General features: G+C 68.6%; 15 protein-coding genes. 7 read left to right on the top strand and 8 right to left on the bottom strand.

Translation table 11 applies throughout. From position 1 onward, the window contains the following. Positions 1–16: 16 nt before the first annotated feature. Positions 17–1003, bottom strand: coding sequence for a WD40 repeat domain-containing protein (locus BO221_RS34375; protein WP_073565079.1), 987 nt, complete (start codon positions 1001–1003; stop codon positions 17–19). A gap of 257 nt (positions 1004–1260) precedes the next feature. On the opposite strand from BO221_RS34375, the gene BO221_RS34370 reads away from it, so the two are divergent. The 3 genes from BO221_RS34370 to BO221_RS34360 all read left to right on the top strand — a co-directional run bounded on the left by BO221_RS34370 (position 1261) and on the right by BO221_RS34360 (position 5388). Next, complete coding sequence (locus BO221_RS34370) at positions 1261–3129, top strand: DUF362 domain-containing protein (RefSeq protein WP_073565078.1); 1869 nt, start codon at positions 1261–1263, stop codon at positions 3127–3129. Between the two features lie 205 nt (positions 3130–3334). Beyond that, a complete protein-coding gene (locus BO221_RS34365) occupies positions 3335–3967 on the top strand; it encodes an RNA polymerase sigma factor (protein WP_073565077.1) in 633 nt (210 codons plus the stop codon). Next, positions 3964–5388, top strand: a complete 1425-nt coding sequence (locus tag BO221_RS34360) for a zf-HC2 domain-containing protein (RefSeq protein ID WP_073565076.1) — start codon at positions 3964–3966, stop codon at positions 5386–5388. The genes BO221_RS34365 and BO221_RS34360 overlap by 4 nt, the downstream gene beginning before the upstream one ends. 99 nt (positions 5389–5487) lie before the next feature. Here the strand turns inward: BO221_RS34360 and BO221_RS34355 are convergent, their stop codons facing one another. From BO221_RS34355 to BO221_RS34325, 7 genes are read right to left on the bottom strand one after another with little or no spacing between them, the layout of a single operon-like run. Continuing rightward, positions 5488–6195: a hypothetical protein gene (locus tag BO221_RS34355; RefSeq protein ID WP_073565075.1), complete on the bottom strand. Its 708-nt coding sequence runs from the start codon at positions 6193–6195 to the stop codon at positions 5488–5490. After that, positions 6192–6419 carry a hypothetical protein gene (locus BO221_RS34350; RefSeq protein WP_073565074.1) on the bottom strand — a complete coding sequence of 76 codons (228 nt, stop codon included), beginning with the start codon at positions 6417–6419 and terminating at the stop codon, positions 6192–6194. Before BO221_RS34350 ends, BO221_RS34355 begins: the two co-directional genes overlap by 4 nt. After that, positions 6416–7207 (bottom strand): hypothetical protein, encoded by a 792-nt coding sequence (locus BO221_RS34345; RefSeq protein ID WP_073565073.1) that lies wholly within the window; start codon positions 7205–7207, stop codon positions 6416–6418. Before BO221_RS34345 ends, BO221_RS34350 begins: the two co-directional genes overlap by 4 nt. Continuing rightward, positions 7204–7947, bottom strand: coding sequence for a hypothetical protein (locus BO221_RS34340; RefSeq protein WP_073565072.1), 744 nt, complete (start codon positions 7945–7947; stop codon positions 7204–7206). The genes BO221_RS34345 and BO221_RS34340 overlap by 4 nt, the downstream gene beginning before the upstream one ends. Then, positions 7938–9086: a TadE/TadG family type IV pilus assembly protein gene (locus BO221_RS34335; protein ID WP_083681788.1), complete on the bottom strand. Its 1149-nt coding sequence runs from the start codon at positions 9084–9086 to the stop codon at positions 7938–7940. The genes BO221_RS34340 and BO221_RS34335 overlap by 10 nt, the downstream gene beginning before the upstream one ends. 9 nt (positions 9087–9095) lie before the next feature. Further along, on the bottom strand, positions 9096–11066 hold the full coding sequence (locus BO221_RS34330; RefSeq protein ID WP_073565071.1) for a pilus assembly protein TadG-related protein: 1971 nt from the start codon (positions 11064–11066) through the stop codon (positions 9096–9098). After that, a complete protein-coding gene (locus BO221_RS34325; protein ID WP_073565070.1) occupies positions 11063–11845 on the bottom strand; it encodes a TadE/TadG family type IV pilus assembly protein in 783 nt (260 codons plus the stop codon). Before BO221_RS34325 ends, BO221_RS34330 begins: the two co-directional genes overlap by 4 nt. A 277-nt stretch (positions 11846–12122) precedes the next feature. On the opposite strand from BO221_RS34325, the gene cpaB reads away from it, so the two are divergent. From cpaB to BO221_RS34305, 4 genes are read left to right on the top strand one after another with little or no spacing between them, the layout of a single operon-like run. Continuing rightward, positions 12123–12947: a Flp pilus assembly protein CpaB gene (gene cpaB / locus BO221_RS34320; RefSeq protein WP_043388987.1), complete on the top strand. Its 825-nt coding sequence runs from the start codon at positions 12123–12125 to the stop codon at positions 12945–12947. Positions 12948–13006: 59 nt separating this feature from the next. Next, the gene (locus BO221_RS34315; protein ID WP_043388990.1) at positions 13007–13852 is read left to right on the top strand and encodes a type II secretion system F family protein; all 846 of its coding nucleotides are present in this window, start codon (positions 13007–13009) and stop codon (positions 13850–13852) included. A gap of 9 nt (positions 13853–13861) precedes the next feature. After that, complete coding sequence (locus BO221_RS34310) at positions 13862–14752, top strand: type II secretion system F family protein (protein ID WP_073565069.1); 891 nt, start codon at positions 13862–13864, stop codon at positions 14750–14752. Further along, the gene (locus BO221_RS34305) at positions 14742–16316 is read left to right on the top strand and encodes an FHA domain-containing protein (protein ID WP_233166376.1); all 1575 of its coding nucleotides are present in this window, start codon (positions 14742–14744) and stop codon (positions 16314–16316) included. Before BO221_RS34310 ends, BO221_RS34305 begins: the two co-directional genes overlap by 11 nt. Positions 16317–16335 lie beyond the last annotated feature (19 nt).

Raw genomic sequence — 16335 nt, 5'->3', positions numbered from 1 at the left:
GCACGGGGCCGTGGCGTCAATCCGCGACGGCCCACAGTCCCACGGTGTAGTCGCCCTGACCCCAGGCCACGAAGGTCCCATCGGGCGAGAAGACGGCGGGGCTCGTCTGCTCGTCGTTGTCATCCTCATGGCTGAAGAGACGCTCTCCCGTGTCGAAGCGGTAGACGCCGAAGAAGGGGCCATCACCCGCCACCGCCAGCAGTGAGCCGTCGGGGTTGAAGCTCAGACGCCAGGCTCTGGGGGCATCGAACGTTCGCACGATGCGCCGCTGCTCGAGGTCCACCACGTGGACGTCATCGCCGTTCGTTCCCGCGACGAGCAGCGGCTCGGTGGGATGGAACGCCACGTCCCAGATGAGGGGATCGTTCACGCTCAGGAGACACAGGGTCGCGCCCGTGGTGGCATCCCAGAGTTGAATGATGCCGGGGCCCTGATCGGGGTAGTTCTGGGTCTGCGCCGCCGCGATGAGGCGCCTGTCGGGTGAGATGGCGCAACCCTGGGCGTAGAGGTACTTCGGCGCCACTTCCAGCTCGCGCAGGCAGCACCAGCGTTCCACGTCCCACAGCAGCCCCAGTCCATCCTCCACCACCATCGCCAACAAGGAGCCGTCGGCCGAGGCGCTCATGGCATGGAGCTCATAGGGAAAGGGCGCTTCGTACCGGAGCGAACCGTCCCGGGTGGACAGGGCCACGAGCCTCTTCTTCCAGGGCGCCGTCGGGTCGGGCCAGCCCACCGCCACCACGAGGTCCCTCCCGGGCAGGACGCAGAACACGGACGAGAGAGGAATCTCCGGCGAGCACACGGGCTGGTCGGATTCACCGCGCAGGTCCCACCAGCGGAGCCTGTCGGGCTGCATCCGGGCCATTGCCAGCAGGAGGGTGCTCTGGCTGTCGAAGGCGAGGTGCTGACCCCATCTCTTGATGGACACAGGAGGGCTGAGCTGCCGTACGCGTGTCAGGCAAGAGGCGTTGGCCACCGTGATGGGGTCGCGTCGGGAGCGCATGGTGGCTCCAACCTACGGTGGGAATGGGGGGCCTGACATTTCCGGATCGCCGGGCTCATCCACCGACCAGCCCTGTCGTCAGCTCGAGAGGAGGGGGCGCTCCGGGCGCGGTGTCGCACAACTTGTCCAACAGTTGGACAAGTTCGTGAAGAGCGCGCCCGGGAGGCGGACAGAGCCCGAGGGGGGTGACTTGAGTGTACGGTGCGGACACACTCACCCCTGAAGGATTTTGTTCCGATGGCTTGGAGTGCACGTCCATGACGAAGGGGGAGGAGTCTCCGCGCACCGACACGGTGGCGGGAGAGTTCCAGCGCAAGCTCGATGCGTGGGCGGAGCGGTTTCGTGGGCGGCCCACGGAGGAGCTCCGCGCGCTGCTGTTGCTGGCCCTCGAGCGCGAGCGCATCGTCGCGGTGGCGTACCGGGACGAGGTGATGCGCGAGCGCCTCGCGTCCGTGGCCATGCCGGAGGAGAGCCGCGCCCTCATGCGTCAGGCGCTCGCCTGGGCGTGGCGCGATGAGGAGATGCACGCCACCTATACGCGTGGGGTGCTGCTCCGCATCGGTTCCATGCCCGTCCGGGTGGCCACGTGGCTCTCTCACGTCGCGGGAGCCCTCGCCGGCTGGGCCATCGCCGTCCGTCACCACACGTCGTTCTCCCGCGCGCCGATCTCCACGCTCATCGCGTCCTTCGTCATGTTCCTGGGCAGGCTGGGTGGCAAGGTGCCGAAGCCCATGCGCGACAAGCTCCGGCGCCTCACGCTCCGGGAGTACTGCGCCCTCCAGGTGGACGCGGAGGAGAGCGCTTCGCTCGGGTGGAAGCGGATCGCCCAGGTGGCCCCCCGGGTGCCGGAGCTCCCTCCGGACGCGGGCATGTGGTTCTCGCGCATGCACTCCGATGAGGACAAGCACGCCCGCATCTTCCGCGCCCTCATGGAGACGCTCGGCGAGGGGGACTCGGTCCTCGCGCCCACCGGCTCGCTGATCTCCGAGGTGGGCCGCGCCGACGAACTGTTCCTGCCTCGTGCGCTGCGCTCGGCTCCACTTCGCTCGCACCCGGTGGGACAGGGAGGACGCGTCGTCGTCCACGCGTCTCCGGCCGGGGAGTCCAAGCAGGAGGCGCTCCGCCGGACCCTGGAGGACGCCGGGCTCGCGGAGGTGGTCCGCACCAGGGCCGAGGTGCTGGGCCGGCCGGTCTCCTCCCTCCGGGTGCTCGTGCGCGTGAGCTTCATGCTGGGCTACCACCGCGATGACCGCTCCAACATCACGGACCCGGAGCTCGTCGAGGCCCTGGCGCTGCGGCTGCGCGAGCTGGGCCTCGAGGACATCGCCGTCGCCGATGCCGGCAACCTCTACGATCGATTCTTCGACGGGCGGAGTGTCCACGAGGTCGCGCGCTACTTCGGCTACACCTCGTCCGCGTACCGCGTCGTGGATCTCGAAGCCGAGCAGGTGCCGCACGACTACAGCCGTGGCATGGCGCAGTCGACCATCGCCCGCTCCTGGAGGGACGCGGAGCTCCGCATCGTGTTCTCCAAGGCCCGGAGCCATCCCGTGGATCTCACGCACCTCTCCATCGCCACCATCCAGGGCGTGGGCGGCCGGTTCGATGAGTTCCTCTTCGCCGAGCGGTTCGCCAGCCGCGAGACGGCGTTGCTCATGCCCCTGCTCGACTTCCCGCCGCACTTCGCGCTCATCGACGCCTTCGAGCACGCGGCGGATGGGCTGGTCGGAATCCTCGGTTGCGGAAGGCCCCCCACGCCTCGCCGCCTCTACGCGGGCGCGGATGCGCTGGCCGTGGATCTCCTCGCGACGCGGCACCTCGTGGGAGGGGAGCCCCTCCAATCCCCGCTCCTCCGGCTGGCGTGCGACTGGTTCGGGGACCCCCGAGGCGCCACCCAGGCCGTGGGCCCCGACGAAGCCATCCCCGGGTTCCGTGCCCCGTACGAGACAGAGCTGCACGCGCTCATGGGGCTGCTCTCGATTCCCGTCTGGCAGTTCGCCAGTGGCCGGGGCGCGGCGTTCCTGCCGGCCATGGACACGCGGGCGTTTCCGCCGAAGGCCGGCCACGGACAGGGCCCGTTCTGGCGCCTGTACCGGGCCCTGATGCGGGCACTGGTGGGACCTTGAGCCCGCTCGGCCGCTTGCTCCCGGCGGGCTGGCACGGAAGCCTCCTGGCGGGACGGGCGGGCGGAGCAGCCCTGGTGACAGCGCCCACGCTCCCTGTCATTCTCGCCACTTACAGAGGGCCAAAATCGGGTAGACCCGAATCCCCCTTCGCCCGTTAATGCGGCGGGAGGGGTGAGGACAGGCATAGGGCCCTGGAAACGGGGGAGTGTTGGGACCGGAGACCTCAGACGAACGGCTGATGCTCGCCTTCCGGGCGGGGGATGCTCGTGCGTTCGAGGTGCTGGTGCGAAGGCACCGGACGCCGGTGTTCAACTTCATCCTCCGTTTCACCGGCCACCGTGCGCGGGCGGAAGACGTGCTTCAGGAGACGTGGCTGAAGGTGGTGCGCAGCGCCCCGGAGTACGAGGCGAAGGCGAAGTTCACCACCTGGGTCTACACGATTGCGAGGAACCTCTGCGTGGACAGCGCGCGCAAAGAGAGCTACCGGCAGGCGGCCTCGCTGGAGGCGCCCACCGCGGGTGCCGAGGGCGATGAGGGCCGGCCCCTGGGCGAGGCCCTTCCCGACGAGGGCGTGAGTCCCGATCGTGGGGCCTACAACGCCCGCGTGCGGCCCCTGCTGGAGCGCGCGCTGGCCAGCCTCCCGGAAGAGCAGCGCGAGGTGTTCGTCCTGCGCGAGTACAGCGGCATCCCCTTCAAGGAGATCGCCGAGGTGACCGCGGTGTCCGAGAATACGGTGAAGAGCCGCATGCGTTATGCCCTCGAGGGCCTGCGCCGGCGCCTGGCCGAGCTCGGGGTGGATGGTGACCTGGCCGAGGACGGAAGGACGGTGGCGGGATGAAGCCCCAGGGTGCCCACGCACACGAGGATCGGCTGCTGGACTTCGCCTACGACGAGCTGCCGCCGAGCGAGGCCCGGCTGGTGGAGCAGCACGTGCAGGGCTGCTCACGCTGCTCGGAGACGCTGGCGGATATCCGGGGCGTGCGCACCACGATGTCCCGGTTGCCGCTGGAGTCCGCGCCGGACGCGGGGTTGGAGTCACTGCTGGCGTATGCGCAGCAGTCCGCGCGCCGGGCCGCCGCGGGTCCCGAGCCGGCGCCTCGCTGGTGGCGCCGCCTGCTGGCGCCCGCGTTGAGCGTGGCGGCCCTGGGCGTCTTTGGCGTCGTGGTCATCCAGGTGAATCGCGAGGTGGATTTGAGCCCCTCGCTCGCCCAGCACAAGGACTCTTCCCGGGAGAAGACGCGCAATCGTGGCGAGCAGATGGAGGTGGCGGAGACCGCGCCGGCTCCCTCGGCGCCCGCTGCTGCCGTGCCCCCGCCCATCACCACTCCCGTGCCCGCCGACATTGGCAAGGTGCACGCGGAGATGGACGAGGAGATGCGCGCCGCGATGCGTGAAGCGCCCACGAAGAAGGCACCCTCGAAGAAGGGGGGTGGGCGTAGCGCCGTGTGGGAGGACTGGGGCAACGCGAGCGCGGGCAGCGCGGGGGGCTTCCCGGAAAAGAAGCTCGCCATGGACGCCGAGAAGGCGTCGAAGAGCAAGCGTGACGTGGCAGGTGGCAAGGCCATGCCCTCCGTCTCGACGGCGCAACGTGCCGAGCCCGCCGAGGAGCCCGCCGCGGAATACGCTGATTCCTCCATGGCCGGGGTCGAGGTCGAGGCCAGGCAGTCCGCGCCGCCCGAGCCGATGCAGGCGATTCGCGGTTCCGTCTCGCGTTCGGCCCCGGCGAGCAAGGACGTGGCGGCGGATGATGTGTACGAGCAGCAGGCTCCCGGGCGCGCCCAGGTGGCGAGTGCCGCGCCGCCGCCACCGTCTCCTGCTCCTGCCCAGTACCAGCCTTCCGCGGCTTCGGCCGGGCCGGTGGCGCAGGAGGAGGGACTGGCGCTCAGGAAGAGCGAAGCGGCGCCGAAGCCCGCGGAGCGGCCCGCCACGAGATACTCTCCCTCGCCCGCGGAGCTGATGAAGCAGGCGGAGGTGGCCAACCGCTCGGGAAACTGGGCGCAGGAGGTGGACTTCCTGCGTGCGGCGTTGTCGGCGGGAGTCCGGGGCTCGCAGCGGCTGGAAGTGCTGTCGCGGCTGTGTGAAGCGGAGTTCGCGCTGGGCCGCCGGCAGATCGCCGTCCAGGTCTGCAAGAGTGTGATGGCGGAGGCGCCGGGCTCGAGCGCGGCGCGCACGGCGGAGCGCCAGTTGGAGAGTGAGCTGCCGTCCTCGGCGGACGAGGCCGACAGCGACGTCAAGGCCACGCCTCCCGCCAAGAATTAAGCGGAAGAACTCCTCCCTCGCCCTCCGGGAGAGGGTCGGGGTGAGGGTATCTGCGCCTGTATTCGCTGCCCGCGCTCCCAGCGGCCGCGACTCACGGGTTCACGGATTGACGGCCCCGTGGAACACGAGGGCCGCACCGTCGGGAGCGCGCAGAGGCCAGGGCTCGCCCGTGGGAGACAGCCCCACGGGGTGGAGCGCATAGGCGAAGCCTCCCGGCATGACGTAGAGCAGCAGCGTGCCGGGAGGAGCATCCGGGGGCAGCGCCTCGGGTGATTCGATCTTCCGGATGCGAAAGGGCAGTGGCTCGAACGAGCGCGTGCGCACGGGAGACGGCTCCTCGTGGGACACCTGTTCCAGCGCCGACTGCCAGGTGCCCACGTCCTCGGAAACGGCCCCCTGGGAGCGCAGGGCGTTCACGGTCCCCTCATGGAGCTTCCGAGCCACCTCCAGGATCTTCACATTCGCCGAGTCAGCGGTCCGTCCGGCCACGAGCCCTTCGCGCTGGCCCCAGAGGGTGAGCACGAGGGCTCCGAGGATGAGCAGGGACCAGGCCAGCCGCACCGTGCGCCCCCGCAGGTGCTGCACGAGCACGGCGGCCATCCCCACCAGCGCCGCGAGCATGGGCAGCAGCAGCTCCGGGCGGGGAGGAGGCCCGGGGTGGAAGGGCTGGAACTGGGTGCGGACGAGGTGCTCCAGCTCGGGCCAGCCCGCCGCGAGGCACATGGCGGTGAAGCCCCCGAAGACGAGTCCATGAAGGACGCGGAGCGGGAGCGGGGATGGCTGCCGCGCGGCGGAGGCCGGCTTCACGGGAACGGCAGGTTCAGCACGAAGTAGAACGAGTCGTAATAAATCTGGTACGCGCGCAGGAAGGCGTCGATGATGTTCATCTTCTGGTCCCCGCTGCCGAAGTTGACGGTCATCCCCGTGATGAGGGCGACCACGAGGATCCAGTTGATGAAGGAGTACTCCACCATGGCCTGTCCGCGGCGGTGACGGCGGCGGAGCTGGGGGCGAGGCGTGTGGGTCTTCATGGGCGGTTGTCCTCCGTACCCCAAGCGGTACCAGACTGTGACACGGGTTGGAAGTGGGGAGGAAGGTGGCTGGCTGGTTCCAGGGTGATCTTCCTGTCACTGGGGGAGGGGGGGACCAGGCGGGGCCGGGCGTCCAGGCCATGGTCGCGCACCTCCATCGAGTAGCGGATGGGAGGGAACTCGAGCTTGGCCAGGTGGAGGATGGGAATCTCCCGGCTGACCCAGTAGCGCTTGAGGAGGAGCTGGCGGTGGCGGACCTCCAGGGGCTCGGCCGTCACCGTGCCCGCGAACGTCATGAGGCGGGCGGGCGGGCCCCGGCGCACGGTCGAGCCCTCTCCCACGGGAAGCCGCGCCGAGGGGGGCGGAAGGGCGGGGCGGGGCTGCTGCTTCCCGGGCGAGCCGAGGAAGAAGGGCAGGGCGGTGGTGTCCACCTCCTGGAGCTTCTCGAAGCCCTGGGTGACGAACAGCCGGGAAACGCCTTCGGTGCGCAGCCCCGTGTCGCGGGCCACCAGCAGGAGGAACTGAGCCAGCGGGGCCTTCATCGCCGGGTGCTGGCCGAGCTCCAGCTCCACCCACACGGCTTCCCGGCCCTGGGCGTCCTTCTGCTCGGCGACGACGGCCAGCCGCAGGAAGCCCGGCTGGGGGCCTCCATCCATCTGGTACGTCACCCACTCGCCCACGCGCGCGTCCAGCCGCTCGGGCGTGGCCTCGAAGAGCATCCCCCGCGACACGTCCATCGGAGCGGCGCCCAGCAGGACCAGCGACAGGGCACAGACGAGCGTGCTCATGGCTTCTCCTCGCGCGCCTGACGCACGGCATCGGCGTTGGGCATGCCGTCGGGCCGGTCCGCCCCCACCCAGGCCTGCGAGATGGCCACCCGCGAGGGTGCCAGCTCCACCAGGGTGGTGAGCATCTGCTCGGCTCCGCGCGCGTATTCGAGGACGAGGGTGCGCTGTCCATCCAACTGCCCCCCGGACTCGCGCACGGGCGTATAGCCCGCGGCGCTGAACCGGGTGGCGAGTTCCTGGCGCACGGTGTCCAGCCCGCGTTCCACCACCTGCGTGCGGTGCAGCGAGCCACTCGCCGCGCCACGTGAGCCCACGTCCGCGCTGAAGAGAGCGCCTTCCACCTGGATGAAGGGACTCCCGTGGGTGCTCGTGGGCTTCTCGTACAACCACAGGTCCTTGAGCACGGTGAAGCCCACCGTCTTTCCCAGGTGGGTGCGCAGCACCACGGCCCGCTGGAGTCCCTCGCGCGTGAAGAAGGCCGACACCACGGCCTCCCGTTGCAGGTCTCCATTCACGACGACGGGGTAGCCCTGCTTCGTCCAGAAGCCGTGGAAGTACCTCGCCACCTTCACCAGCGAGTCCGCCGTGGTGAAGTACGCGAGGCGGTGGGGCTGGCCGCCGATGAGCAGCTCCTCGCCGATTCGCGTGTGCACGGTGCCGGGGTAGACCGCGAGCTCCTGTTCCGCCCACGACGGAGCGGCCCACAGCAGCAGGAGAAGGGGGAGGACGCTCACTCGCATGGGATCTTCCGTTCGTTCGAGTCGGTGGAGGTGCTGGGGTCGAGGCCGGGCATGGAGGGCGTGTCCGCCTGGGGGTTCTTGCAGCCCATGAAGTAGGGGCCACGGGCCATGAACATCTTCCGGTAGAGGGACTGGTCGTAGGCCTGGGTGTCGCGGAACGGAGCGGTGTCGAAGCAGCGCTGGGCGGGGTCATCCAGACCGGGGTAGGCGTTCAGGTTGTTGAGACCCATCGGAGCGCCGTGCTTGCTCTTGTTGCAGCCGCGGCCGCTCTCCCCGGGCACGTAGTTGTGGGACACCACGAAGGGGCCCTGGAAGTCGGGAAGGAGGAATCGGGCCACCGCGCCGAGCCGGTCCAGCTCGACCTGGTCCAGGTAGCTCCCCACGCCCAGGAACTTCATCCGATCCACCTGGAGGTGGAGGCCGTGCCGGGAGCCATCGTCATGCACGCCCGCGCGCTGGGGCTTCATCAGGGCATCCCCGCCATCGGGCAGGTGCCAGCCGTTGGCGATGAGGGTGTAGCGCTCTTTCACCCGCAGGCGGCTCAGGTCCCGTCCACCCCAGTTGTCCACGTCGAAGAAGCCATGCTGCTCCTTCTGCAGGTAGAAGCGGGGCAGCATGTGGCTGGAGAGCGTGCTGGTGGTCTCCACCTCCACCTGCCCCCGGGTGTTGAAGCGGAAGTGCCCGAGCAGCTCGCCGAGCGTCTTGCCCATCGCGGCGGCTGCCTCGGGGCCCCTGCCACCCGCGCCGCCGGCGAAGACGCGGCTCAGGTCGATCCCCGAGACACCCTGGTTGCGCATGCCCACCTGCACCGGAGTGGCGCGCAGCATCATGCCGAACCGTCCGTCGGGCTCGATGGAGTCGAGGTCCGCGTAGCGCTCGGCGGCCTCCTTCACCGTGGCCTTCATGGCGAGGCCAAAGGCCTTGTCGTGGTCCGCCGTGGCGTAGTCGCTCAGGGGATGGCTGGTCATCTCCCAGGCGACATACCGGCTGGCCTCCTGGAGCTTGAGACGGGCCCGGATGACCTCGCTCAGGAAGATGCTGAACATCACCAGGGAGACGAGCAGCGGCACCGCGAGCGCCAGTTCGACGATGGCGGCACCTCGCCGGACGGACTTCAACCGTGAACAGGTTCGAATCATGGCGGGGCCTCAGTGGGTGATGAACCGGGCGGGCGAGTCCTTCAGGCCGCCGGGCAGTGCATTCGCCAGTTCCTTCACCAGCGGCAGCGAATCCCTGCCCTGCCAGACCGCCGCCAGACGGGGCCGCCAGTACGGGTTGAAGAAATTGGGTTGCTCGGTCCAGTTTCCGGGCCGGTGGTAGTACGTCTGTCCTCGGGAGATGACGCTCATCCCCGGAGGGCCTCCGAGCCCCACCGCCTTGCGGCCGTTCCGCAGGTCCAGCGTCTCGGGCGACGTGTCGAAGGAGAAGGTGAGCTTCCCCTGGGCGTTGAGCTGGCCCGGGGTGTGGCGGAACGCATCCGCGCTCTTGGTGAGGAGCACCCAGGTGGAGGGCTGGTTGAAGTCGTCCTGGCGCCCCGCCATGACCGCGACGCTCGGCGTATCGTCGAGGCTCTCCGCGCAGTCCTTCGCGTAGTCACCCGGCTCGAAGTGGGGGAAGGGGACGAGCCCCGGCCACGGGTGGTTGTGGTCCTTCGGGTCGATGCGGACGTTGGCCACGTACACGGACATCTCGAAGAAGCACGCGCCCTGGACGCGCGCGAGGCACGTCCTGGACTCATACAGGCCCACGTTCCGGTCCTCCTGCTTCGAGGCCTCTCCCGGGAACACCACGCGCCAGTGGATGCCGCCCTCGCGCAGGTCCGTGCTGCTCATGGCCCACACACTCGTCTTCAGGGTGTCGTTCTTGTCCTCGCGCGGGTCTCCCCAGCAGTCGCGCCAGGTCCGCGTGTCACCCGGGCCCGGCTGCTTGGGACAGCGGAAGGGGTTGAGAAGCCGGGTGCCCCCGAGGTTGACGGAGGCCGGCCCCGGCAACTTGATGAAGTAGGGGTCGTCCGCGCCGAGCACATCGCCCTGCGCGAGCATGCCCATGGGCAGGTGGGGCAGGTCCTTCGACTCGCGGAGCTTGTTGCCGCCCCTGGCACTCCTGCCGCCGCCTTCGCCGAGCCGGTAGGTGAGGAAGCGCGTCTGTCCCCACTTGGGAATGCCATCGAGCATGCTCTCCAGCGGCGCGAGCCACCGGGGGATGGGCATGAGGCTGCCCCATTTCCGGTCGGTCACCAGGGACTCGGGACAGGCGCCGTCCTTCCCGTCGCAGGCGAAGCGCGTGGCGTTGGTGATGCCCGCCATCACCCGTTTGGCCCGGGCGGTCTTGTCGGTCTCGTTGCGCCGCGTTGGATCCAACGGCTCGAAGGGATTGACCGGGCTGAAGGGCGTCCCGTTGGCGGCCTTGTCGTGCGTGCGGCTGTAGAGGCACTGGTTGATGAGGCCCGCGAGCGTCTGGGGAACGAGCGGGTCCACCTCGGGATCGTTCGCCGTGATGATGGCGTGGGAGGTGCCCATCACATACGTGGAGGTGGCGAGCATCACCGCCGTGGCCGCGCCCGCCATGACCGCGTTGAGCATCCGGTGCCCGGGAATCACCACCCGGCCAATCACCTGGTCGAGGGGCTCCATCACCGGCTTCATGAGGAGCAACATCCCCCGGAGTGCCGTGAAGACCAGGTCCAGCCCCCGCATGATGGCGTGGATGGAGGGGAGGGTATCGAGCAGGGTGCAGACGCTCACCCAGAAGAGGCCATCCCGGCTGTCCTGGGGGAAGCACGGGCCGATGGTGCGCATGAACCCGTAGACGTCCGTCAGGAAGGCCTGGACGGAGAACACGAACGAGTCCAGGGACTGCCACATCATCGCCGACACGTAGTGGGACACCTGCGTGCGGTTGGTGAACGCGTAGAAGTTGAACGCGCGGGCTTCCATGGCCGCGGTGGACCAGGCCGCCGCGTCCGCCGTGTTCTGCAGGCGGATCCGCTCGTGCACGCCGTGCCCGAGGTTCACCGTGGTGATGAGCGCGAGGCTCAACACGAGCATCAGCAGACACGCGAGGACGAGCGCCTGGCCTTCCTGCCGCTCGAAGCTTCGCCGGAGAGCGCGGGTCATCATGGCGTCTCCCGGTTCGGGTGCATCAGCCACTTGAAATGGAAGTTCGACTGCATCCGCAGGCTGTAGGTGGCCGTCAGCGGGAGGAAGTAGCGCCTGCTCGCGGCGAGCCCCCGCAGCACGCCTGGCTCCTGCCGGTGGAGCGTGGCGTAGCCCCGCTGGTGGCCCAGCCCCACGCCCGCGTTGGCCGCCCTCCACGCGGTGGAGACGAGCTGGTTGGCGAAGGGCACCCGCAGCTCGTACCAGTAGCGCACCCGCACGCTCAGCACGGTGGCCTCGCGGTAGGACTCCTCGGCCAGGCCCTCCGGCCCGTCGAAATCCAGCTCCCGCCCCTTCGTGGCCGAGCGCGGCTTCCACACGCTTCGCACCGGCGAGGACCCGGACGGATTCACCGTATCCACGCGCACCAGGCCGAACAGGGGCGCGCCGTTCACCGAGTCCGGCACGGCCACGTCCCGGGTCGGCCACGGCAGCCGCCGCAGCATCTCGTCCTGGAGACGCGCCCGCGTCCACGTCCTGGCCAGCTCTGGCGGTGTATCCGTGCGGCCGAGGGTGGGCAGCAGCGCCACCAGGGCCGCGTCCCGCATCCGCTCGGTGTTGCCGTTCCACACGATGCCGGACCGTGCCGCGCAGTACGCCGCGTACTCCGTCATCAGCTTCGCCTGCTGCATCAACGTCAGCTGGAGCAGGCCCAGGCCCAGGAAGACCATCAGCGGCAGCACCAGGGCCGCCTCGACCGCGGCCTGACCCGACTGCCTGCCTTGGGGGGGATGTTCACTCATGGACTCCCCCCTTGAGCGACATCCGTGCCACCGTTTCGTCACTCGGGAGGGCGTTCAGCCGGGGGTCTCAGAGGGAAGACCCCCCCTCCAGAAGGGGGACGGGGACCCGCCAGAACGGAACAAACCGGCAGCCGAGGGATCGTGACTTTGACACTTTGCGTGGTGGGTGGATAACATCCCACCCGCTGGTGCCCCGGGCCCCCGCTTTGCAAAGCAGCTGCGCCACCTACGAGTTTCCGCCCCCCCGGGCGCTCCCCGCTTTGGAGGTCTCCGAGACATGCTGAAGGGTAAGACACCGCTCCTCATCGCGCTGGGCCTCGGCCTGCTGGCCGGCATCATCGCGTGGTCCGCGATCAAGAAGAAGGAATCCGATGTGCGCCGGGGTTGGAACCTGGTGCCCGTCGTCGTTGCCTCGTCGGATATCCCCGAGGGCACCGTCATCACCTTCGACATGATCAACCAGCGCTCGGTCCCCGAGCAGTTCGTCACCTCCTCCGTGGTGAAGCCGGACTCGGCCACCTACGTGGTGGGCCAGAAGGTGCTCGTGGCGCTGCAGCAGGGTGACCCCCTCCTGTGGAGCCAGTTCGAGACCACCAAGGCCGCCGAGCGCCTGTCCACCAAGGTGCAGAAGAAGGTCCGCGCCATCACCATCGAGTCCAAGCCCACCACGTCCGTGGGTGGCTGGGTGCGCCCCAACGATCACGTGGACGTGATCGGCACCTTCCGCGATCCCCAGACGGACGAGAGCGTGGCCGTGACGCTGCTGCAGAACGTCATCGTGCTCGCCACCGGCAAGGTCACCGGTACCACCAACGTCAACCTCATCCCCGAGCACCAGCGTGAGTACGCCAACATCACGCTCATGGTCATCCCGGAGGAGGCCGAAATCCTCACCCTGGCCAGCGAGCTGGGCAACCTCACGCTCTCGCTCCGCAACGAGGAGGACGTGGACATGATCGAGGAGCGCGGCCGCGCCACCATCAGCACGCTGCTCTCCGGTGAGCGCACCCGTGTGCTCGAGCAGAAGCGCCGCGAGATCATCCAGATCATCAAGGGCGGCTCCTCCGAGAAGAACGCGGTCGGCTCCTCGGGAACTCCGTAGTCTACCCCCTCCCGTCGGTGCGTTTCCCTTCCCCCCGAAGCTGAAGGAAGTCCCCGCACATGCTGGCCGGAATCGTCCTACTCCTCGTCACCGGGTCGGTCTTCTTCTTCAGCCTGGTGATCTTCACCGTCCTGGCGAAGGCCTACGAGCAGTACCAGGAGCGGTACGTCGTCAAGTCGATGAACGACTTGAGCGACATGTTCCTCTTCATCGATGCCCGTCAGCTGCTGGTGCTCAACATCGCCAGCATGTGCTTGTTGGGCATCCTGACGTACATCATCTTCAACCCCATCCTGTGCGTGGTGGCCACGATCTTCGGCTTCTTCCTGCCGATCATCCTGGTGAAGCACTACCGCAAGCGGCGCATCAAGAAGTTCAACGTGCAGCTGGTGGATGCGCTGCAGGCCATGGCCAACGCCTTCAAGGCGGGTCTCACGTTCCCCCAGGCCATCGAGCATGTGGCGCGCGAGGCCCAGCCGCCTCTGGCCCAGGAGTTCGGCCTCTTCGTGAAGGAAGTGAAGCTGGGCGTGCCGCTGGAGGAGGCCCTCATCAACATGGGCCGCCGCGTGGGCAGTGACGACCTGGAGCTCGTCGTGGTCGCCACCAACATCGCCCGTCAGCTCGGCGGCAACATGGCGGAGATGTTCGAGACCATCTCGAGCGTGATTCGCGAGCGCTTCCGGCTCGAGGGCAAGATCGACGCCCTCACCGCCCAGGGCAAGCTGCAGGGCTGGGTGGTGGCGGCCATGCCCGCCATCCTCGGCCTCGTCCTCAACTACATGCGGCCGGACCTGATGGAGCCGATGATGGACCACTGGTTCGGGTACATCCTCGTGACGGTCATCGCCATCATGGAAGTGCTGGGCGTGATCATCATCCGGCGCATCGTCAACATCGATATCTAAGGAGTGGCCGTGAGCGACATCCTCACCAATACGTTGATGGGGGGCGCTGCGCTGATGTTCGCGACGTCGGCGGGCTTCCTCGGTGTCGGCGTCTACCAGAACTACTTCTCGCAGTTCCTCTCCGAGGTTCGGGATGACACGGCGGGTGGTGTGTCGGGCCTCGGCTCGGTCACCATCCGCAAGCTGGGCGCACTCAACCGGCGGCTGATGTGGCCGGGCTACGAGAACAAGATGCGCAAGAAGCTCACCAAGGGCGGTGAGCCTAATGCGTTCAAGCCCGAGGACATCATGGCGCTGCAGGAGATCAGCGCCGTGGTCGGCCTGCTGGCGGGCCTCGTCCTGATCAACGCGCTCGACGAGAACCTGGCCTGGTCCCTCGCCTTCGCGCTGTTCGGCATGTACTACCCGCTCATCTGGGTGAATGATCAGGTGAAGAAGCGCCACCTGCAGATCTCCCGGGCACTGCCCTACAGCCTGGACCTGCTGACGCTGTCGGTGGAAGCCGGTCTGGACTTCACCGGCGCGCTGGCCAAGGTGGTGGAGAAGGGCAAGGCGGGCGCGCTGCGCGAGGAGCTGCAGATCGTCCTCAAGCAGCTGAAGATGGGCAAGACGCGTGAGGAGGCCCTCAAGGCGATGATCGCCCGGGTGGACCTGCCGGCGCTCACCACCTTCGTCACCGCGCTCATCCAGGCGGACAAGATGGGTACCAGCCTCGGCAAGGTGCTGCGCATCCAGTCCACCCAGCTGCGCATCGACCGCACCCAGCGCGCCGAGAAGCTGGCCGGCGAGGCGCCGGTGAAGATGCTCTTCCCGCTCATCGCGTGCATCTTCCCCACGGTGTTCATGGTCCTCTTCGGACCCATCGTGTTCCAGTTCATGTTCGGAGACGTTGGGGGGTAGGGCCCTGGGCTTCCAGCTCACCATCGCCAAGGGCCTGCAAGCGGGGAAGGAGCTTCTCTTCGAGCAGGCAGAGGTCCACATCGGCCGCACCACGGAGAACGACGTGGTGCTGCAGGACGCCGGTGTATCGCGCAAGCACGTGCGCATCTCGGATCGGCTCGGGCGTTTCTACGTGCAGGACCTGGGCAGCGCCAACGGCACCCTGGTCAACGACGCGCCCCTCTCGGGCGAGCGGGAGCTGCGCAACGGCGACCGCATCTCCCTGGGGCCGGTGGAGTTCGTCTTCAAGGAGGTCGTCAGCGCGGACGACGCCACCCGGCCCTTCATGCCGGTGGATGAGGACGAGGACGCCACCCGGCTCATCACCCGCCGCAACCCACCCACGTCCGCGCAGCCGCAGCTCCAGCCGGATCCCTTCGCGCCCACCCCGCGCCTCGAGCCGGCTCCCTCGGGGCCGCCCATGCTGGTTCCCGTGCCGGGGCCTTCGGCGGCGGCCCGCTCGGAGACCCGGGCGGAATCGCTCGCCGTGGAGCCCCCCACCACGGCTCCGCTGTCCCGTGCGGCTCCATCCCGGTCTACCCCCACGGCCCCCGAGCGCCCCGCGGCCAGAGCCGACGGCCTGTCCGCCGCCGACAAGGCCCGGCGCCGCCGCGAGCTGAGCGAGACCCTGGGCGGCCAGCTCACCCTGTGGTGGCTCGGGCTGTCCCGTGGGGGCAAGCTCGTCCTGTCCACCGTGGTGCTCCTGCTGGTGGCCGGCGCGGTGGGGGGGCTGGCCGTCGTCTTCCAGCCCAACCTGGAAGGGCTGTCCCGGGGCCCGGAGCCCGAGTCCCTCGGCCTCCAGCCCGTGACGGACTCGTTCGGTCTGGGCGAGGGCGTGACGTGGGAGCAGGCGGACCTGAAGCTCTTCGACTTCGAGTTCGTCTCGCCCACACGCGCGGTCGCAGTCCTGCGCTATCAGGCCAGCGGCATCTCCAAGGACGAGGTCACCCTCACCGTCAACGCGACGCTCCTGGGCTCGGTGCCTCCGGACCTGGCCACCGCCTCCGAGCGGGAGATCCAGCAGATCATCTCGCCCTCGGTGCTCAAGCGGAACGAGCACAACCAGCTGGTCTTCGACAACGTCCGCAACCCGCCGGGCCGTGACAGCTGGCGGGTGTGGAACCTGCGGCTGGAGATCATCCCCGTCCCGAATCTGAGCCCCGACGAGCTGCAGCAGACGGCGCGCAGCTACGTGGCCCGGGCGCGCGACTTCTACGAGCGCAAGGACGTCGGCGCGGAGAACCTCTCGCTGGCCTGGGAGAACTACCGCTCGGCGTGGATCACCCTGGAAGCCCTGGACGAGAAGCCCGAGCTGTACGAGGACGTCCGGCACATGATGGGCCAGGTGGCGTTGGACCTGGACCAGAAGTGTGGGCAGCTCATGCTGGAATTCCAACGGAACATCCAGTTCAAGGACAAGAAGCGGGCCCGGCGGGTGGTAGATGAAATCACCCGGCGCTTCCCTACACCGGCGCATCGCTGCCACAATCTGGCGCTCGAAAAGGCCAACGAGCACGGGCTGTGAGGCCCGCGTCCGTGCACCC

Source organism: Archangium sp. Cb G35 (assembly GCF_001896145.1).
In the GTDB taxonomy this organism is placed as follows: Bacteria; Myxococcota; Myxococcia; order Myxococcales; family Myxococcaceae; genus Archangium; species Archangium violaceum.
This window is presented reverse-complemented; position numbering and strand designations above follow the sequence as displayed.

Bases quoted from the DNA above. Each gene is read 5' to 3' on its own strand.
- BO221_RS34315 (WP_043388990.1), top strand. From the start codon at position 13,007: ATGCTGGCCGGAATCGTCCTACTCCTCGTCACCGGGTCGGTCTTCTTC.
- BO221_RS34375 (WP_073565079.1), bottom strand. From the start codon at position 1,003: ATGCGCTCCCGACGCGACCCCATCACGGTGGCCAACGCCTCTTGCCTG.
- BO221_RS34325 (WP_073565070.1), bottom strand. From the start codon at position 11,845: ATGAGTGAACATCCCCCCCAAGGCAGGCAGTCGGGTCAGGCCGCGGTC.
- cpaB (WP_043388987.1), top strand. From the start codon at position 12,123: ATGCTGAAGGGTAAGACACCGCTCCTCATCGCGCTGGGCCTCGGCCTG.
- BO221_RS34330 (WP_073565071.1), bottom strand. From the start codon at position 11,066: ATGATGACCCGCGCTCTCCGGCGAAGCTTCGAGCGGCAGGAAGGCCAG.
- BO221_RS34335 (WP_083681788.1), bottom strand. From the start codon at position 9,086: ATGATTCGAACCTGTTCACGGTTGAAGTCCGTCCGGCGAGGTGCCGCC.
- BO221_RS34360 (WP_073565076.1), top strand. From the start codon at position 3,964: ATGAAGCCCCAGGGTGCCCACGCACACGAGGATCGGCTGCTGGACTTC.
- BO221_RS34340 (WP_073565072.1), bottom strand. From the start codon at position 7,947: ATGCGAGTGAGCGTCCTCCCCCTTCTCCTGCTGCTGTGGGCCGCTCCG.
- BO221_RS34345 (WP_073565073.1), bottom strand. From the start codon at position 7,207: ATGAGCACGCTCGTCTGTGCCCTGTCGCTGGTCCTGCTGGGCGCCGCT.
- BO221_RS34350 (WP_073565074.1), bottom strand. From the start codon at position 6,419: ATGAAGACCCACACGCCTCGCCCCCAGCTCCGCCGCCGTCACCGCCGC.
- BO221_RS34370 (WP_073565078.1), top strand. From the start codon at position 1,261: ATGACGAAGGGGGAGGAGTCTCCGCGCACCGACACGGTGGCGGGAGAG.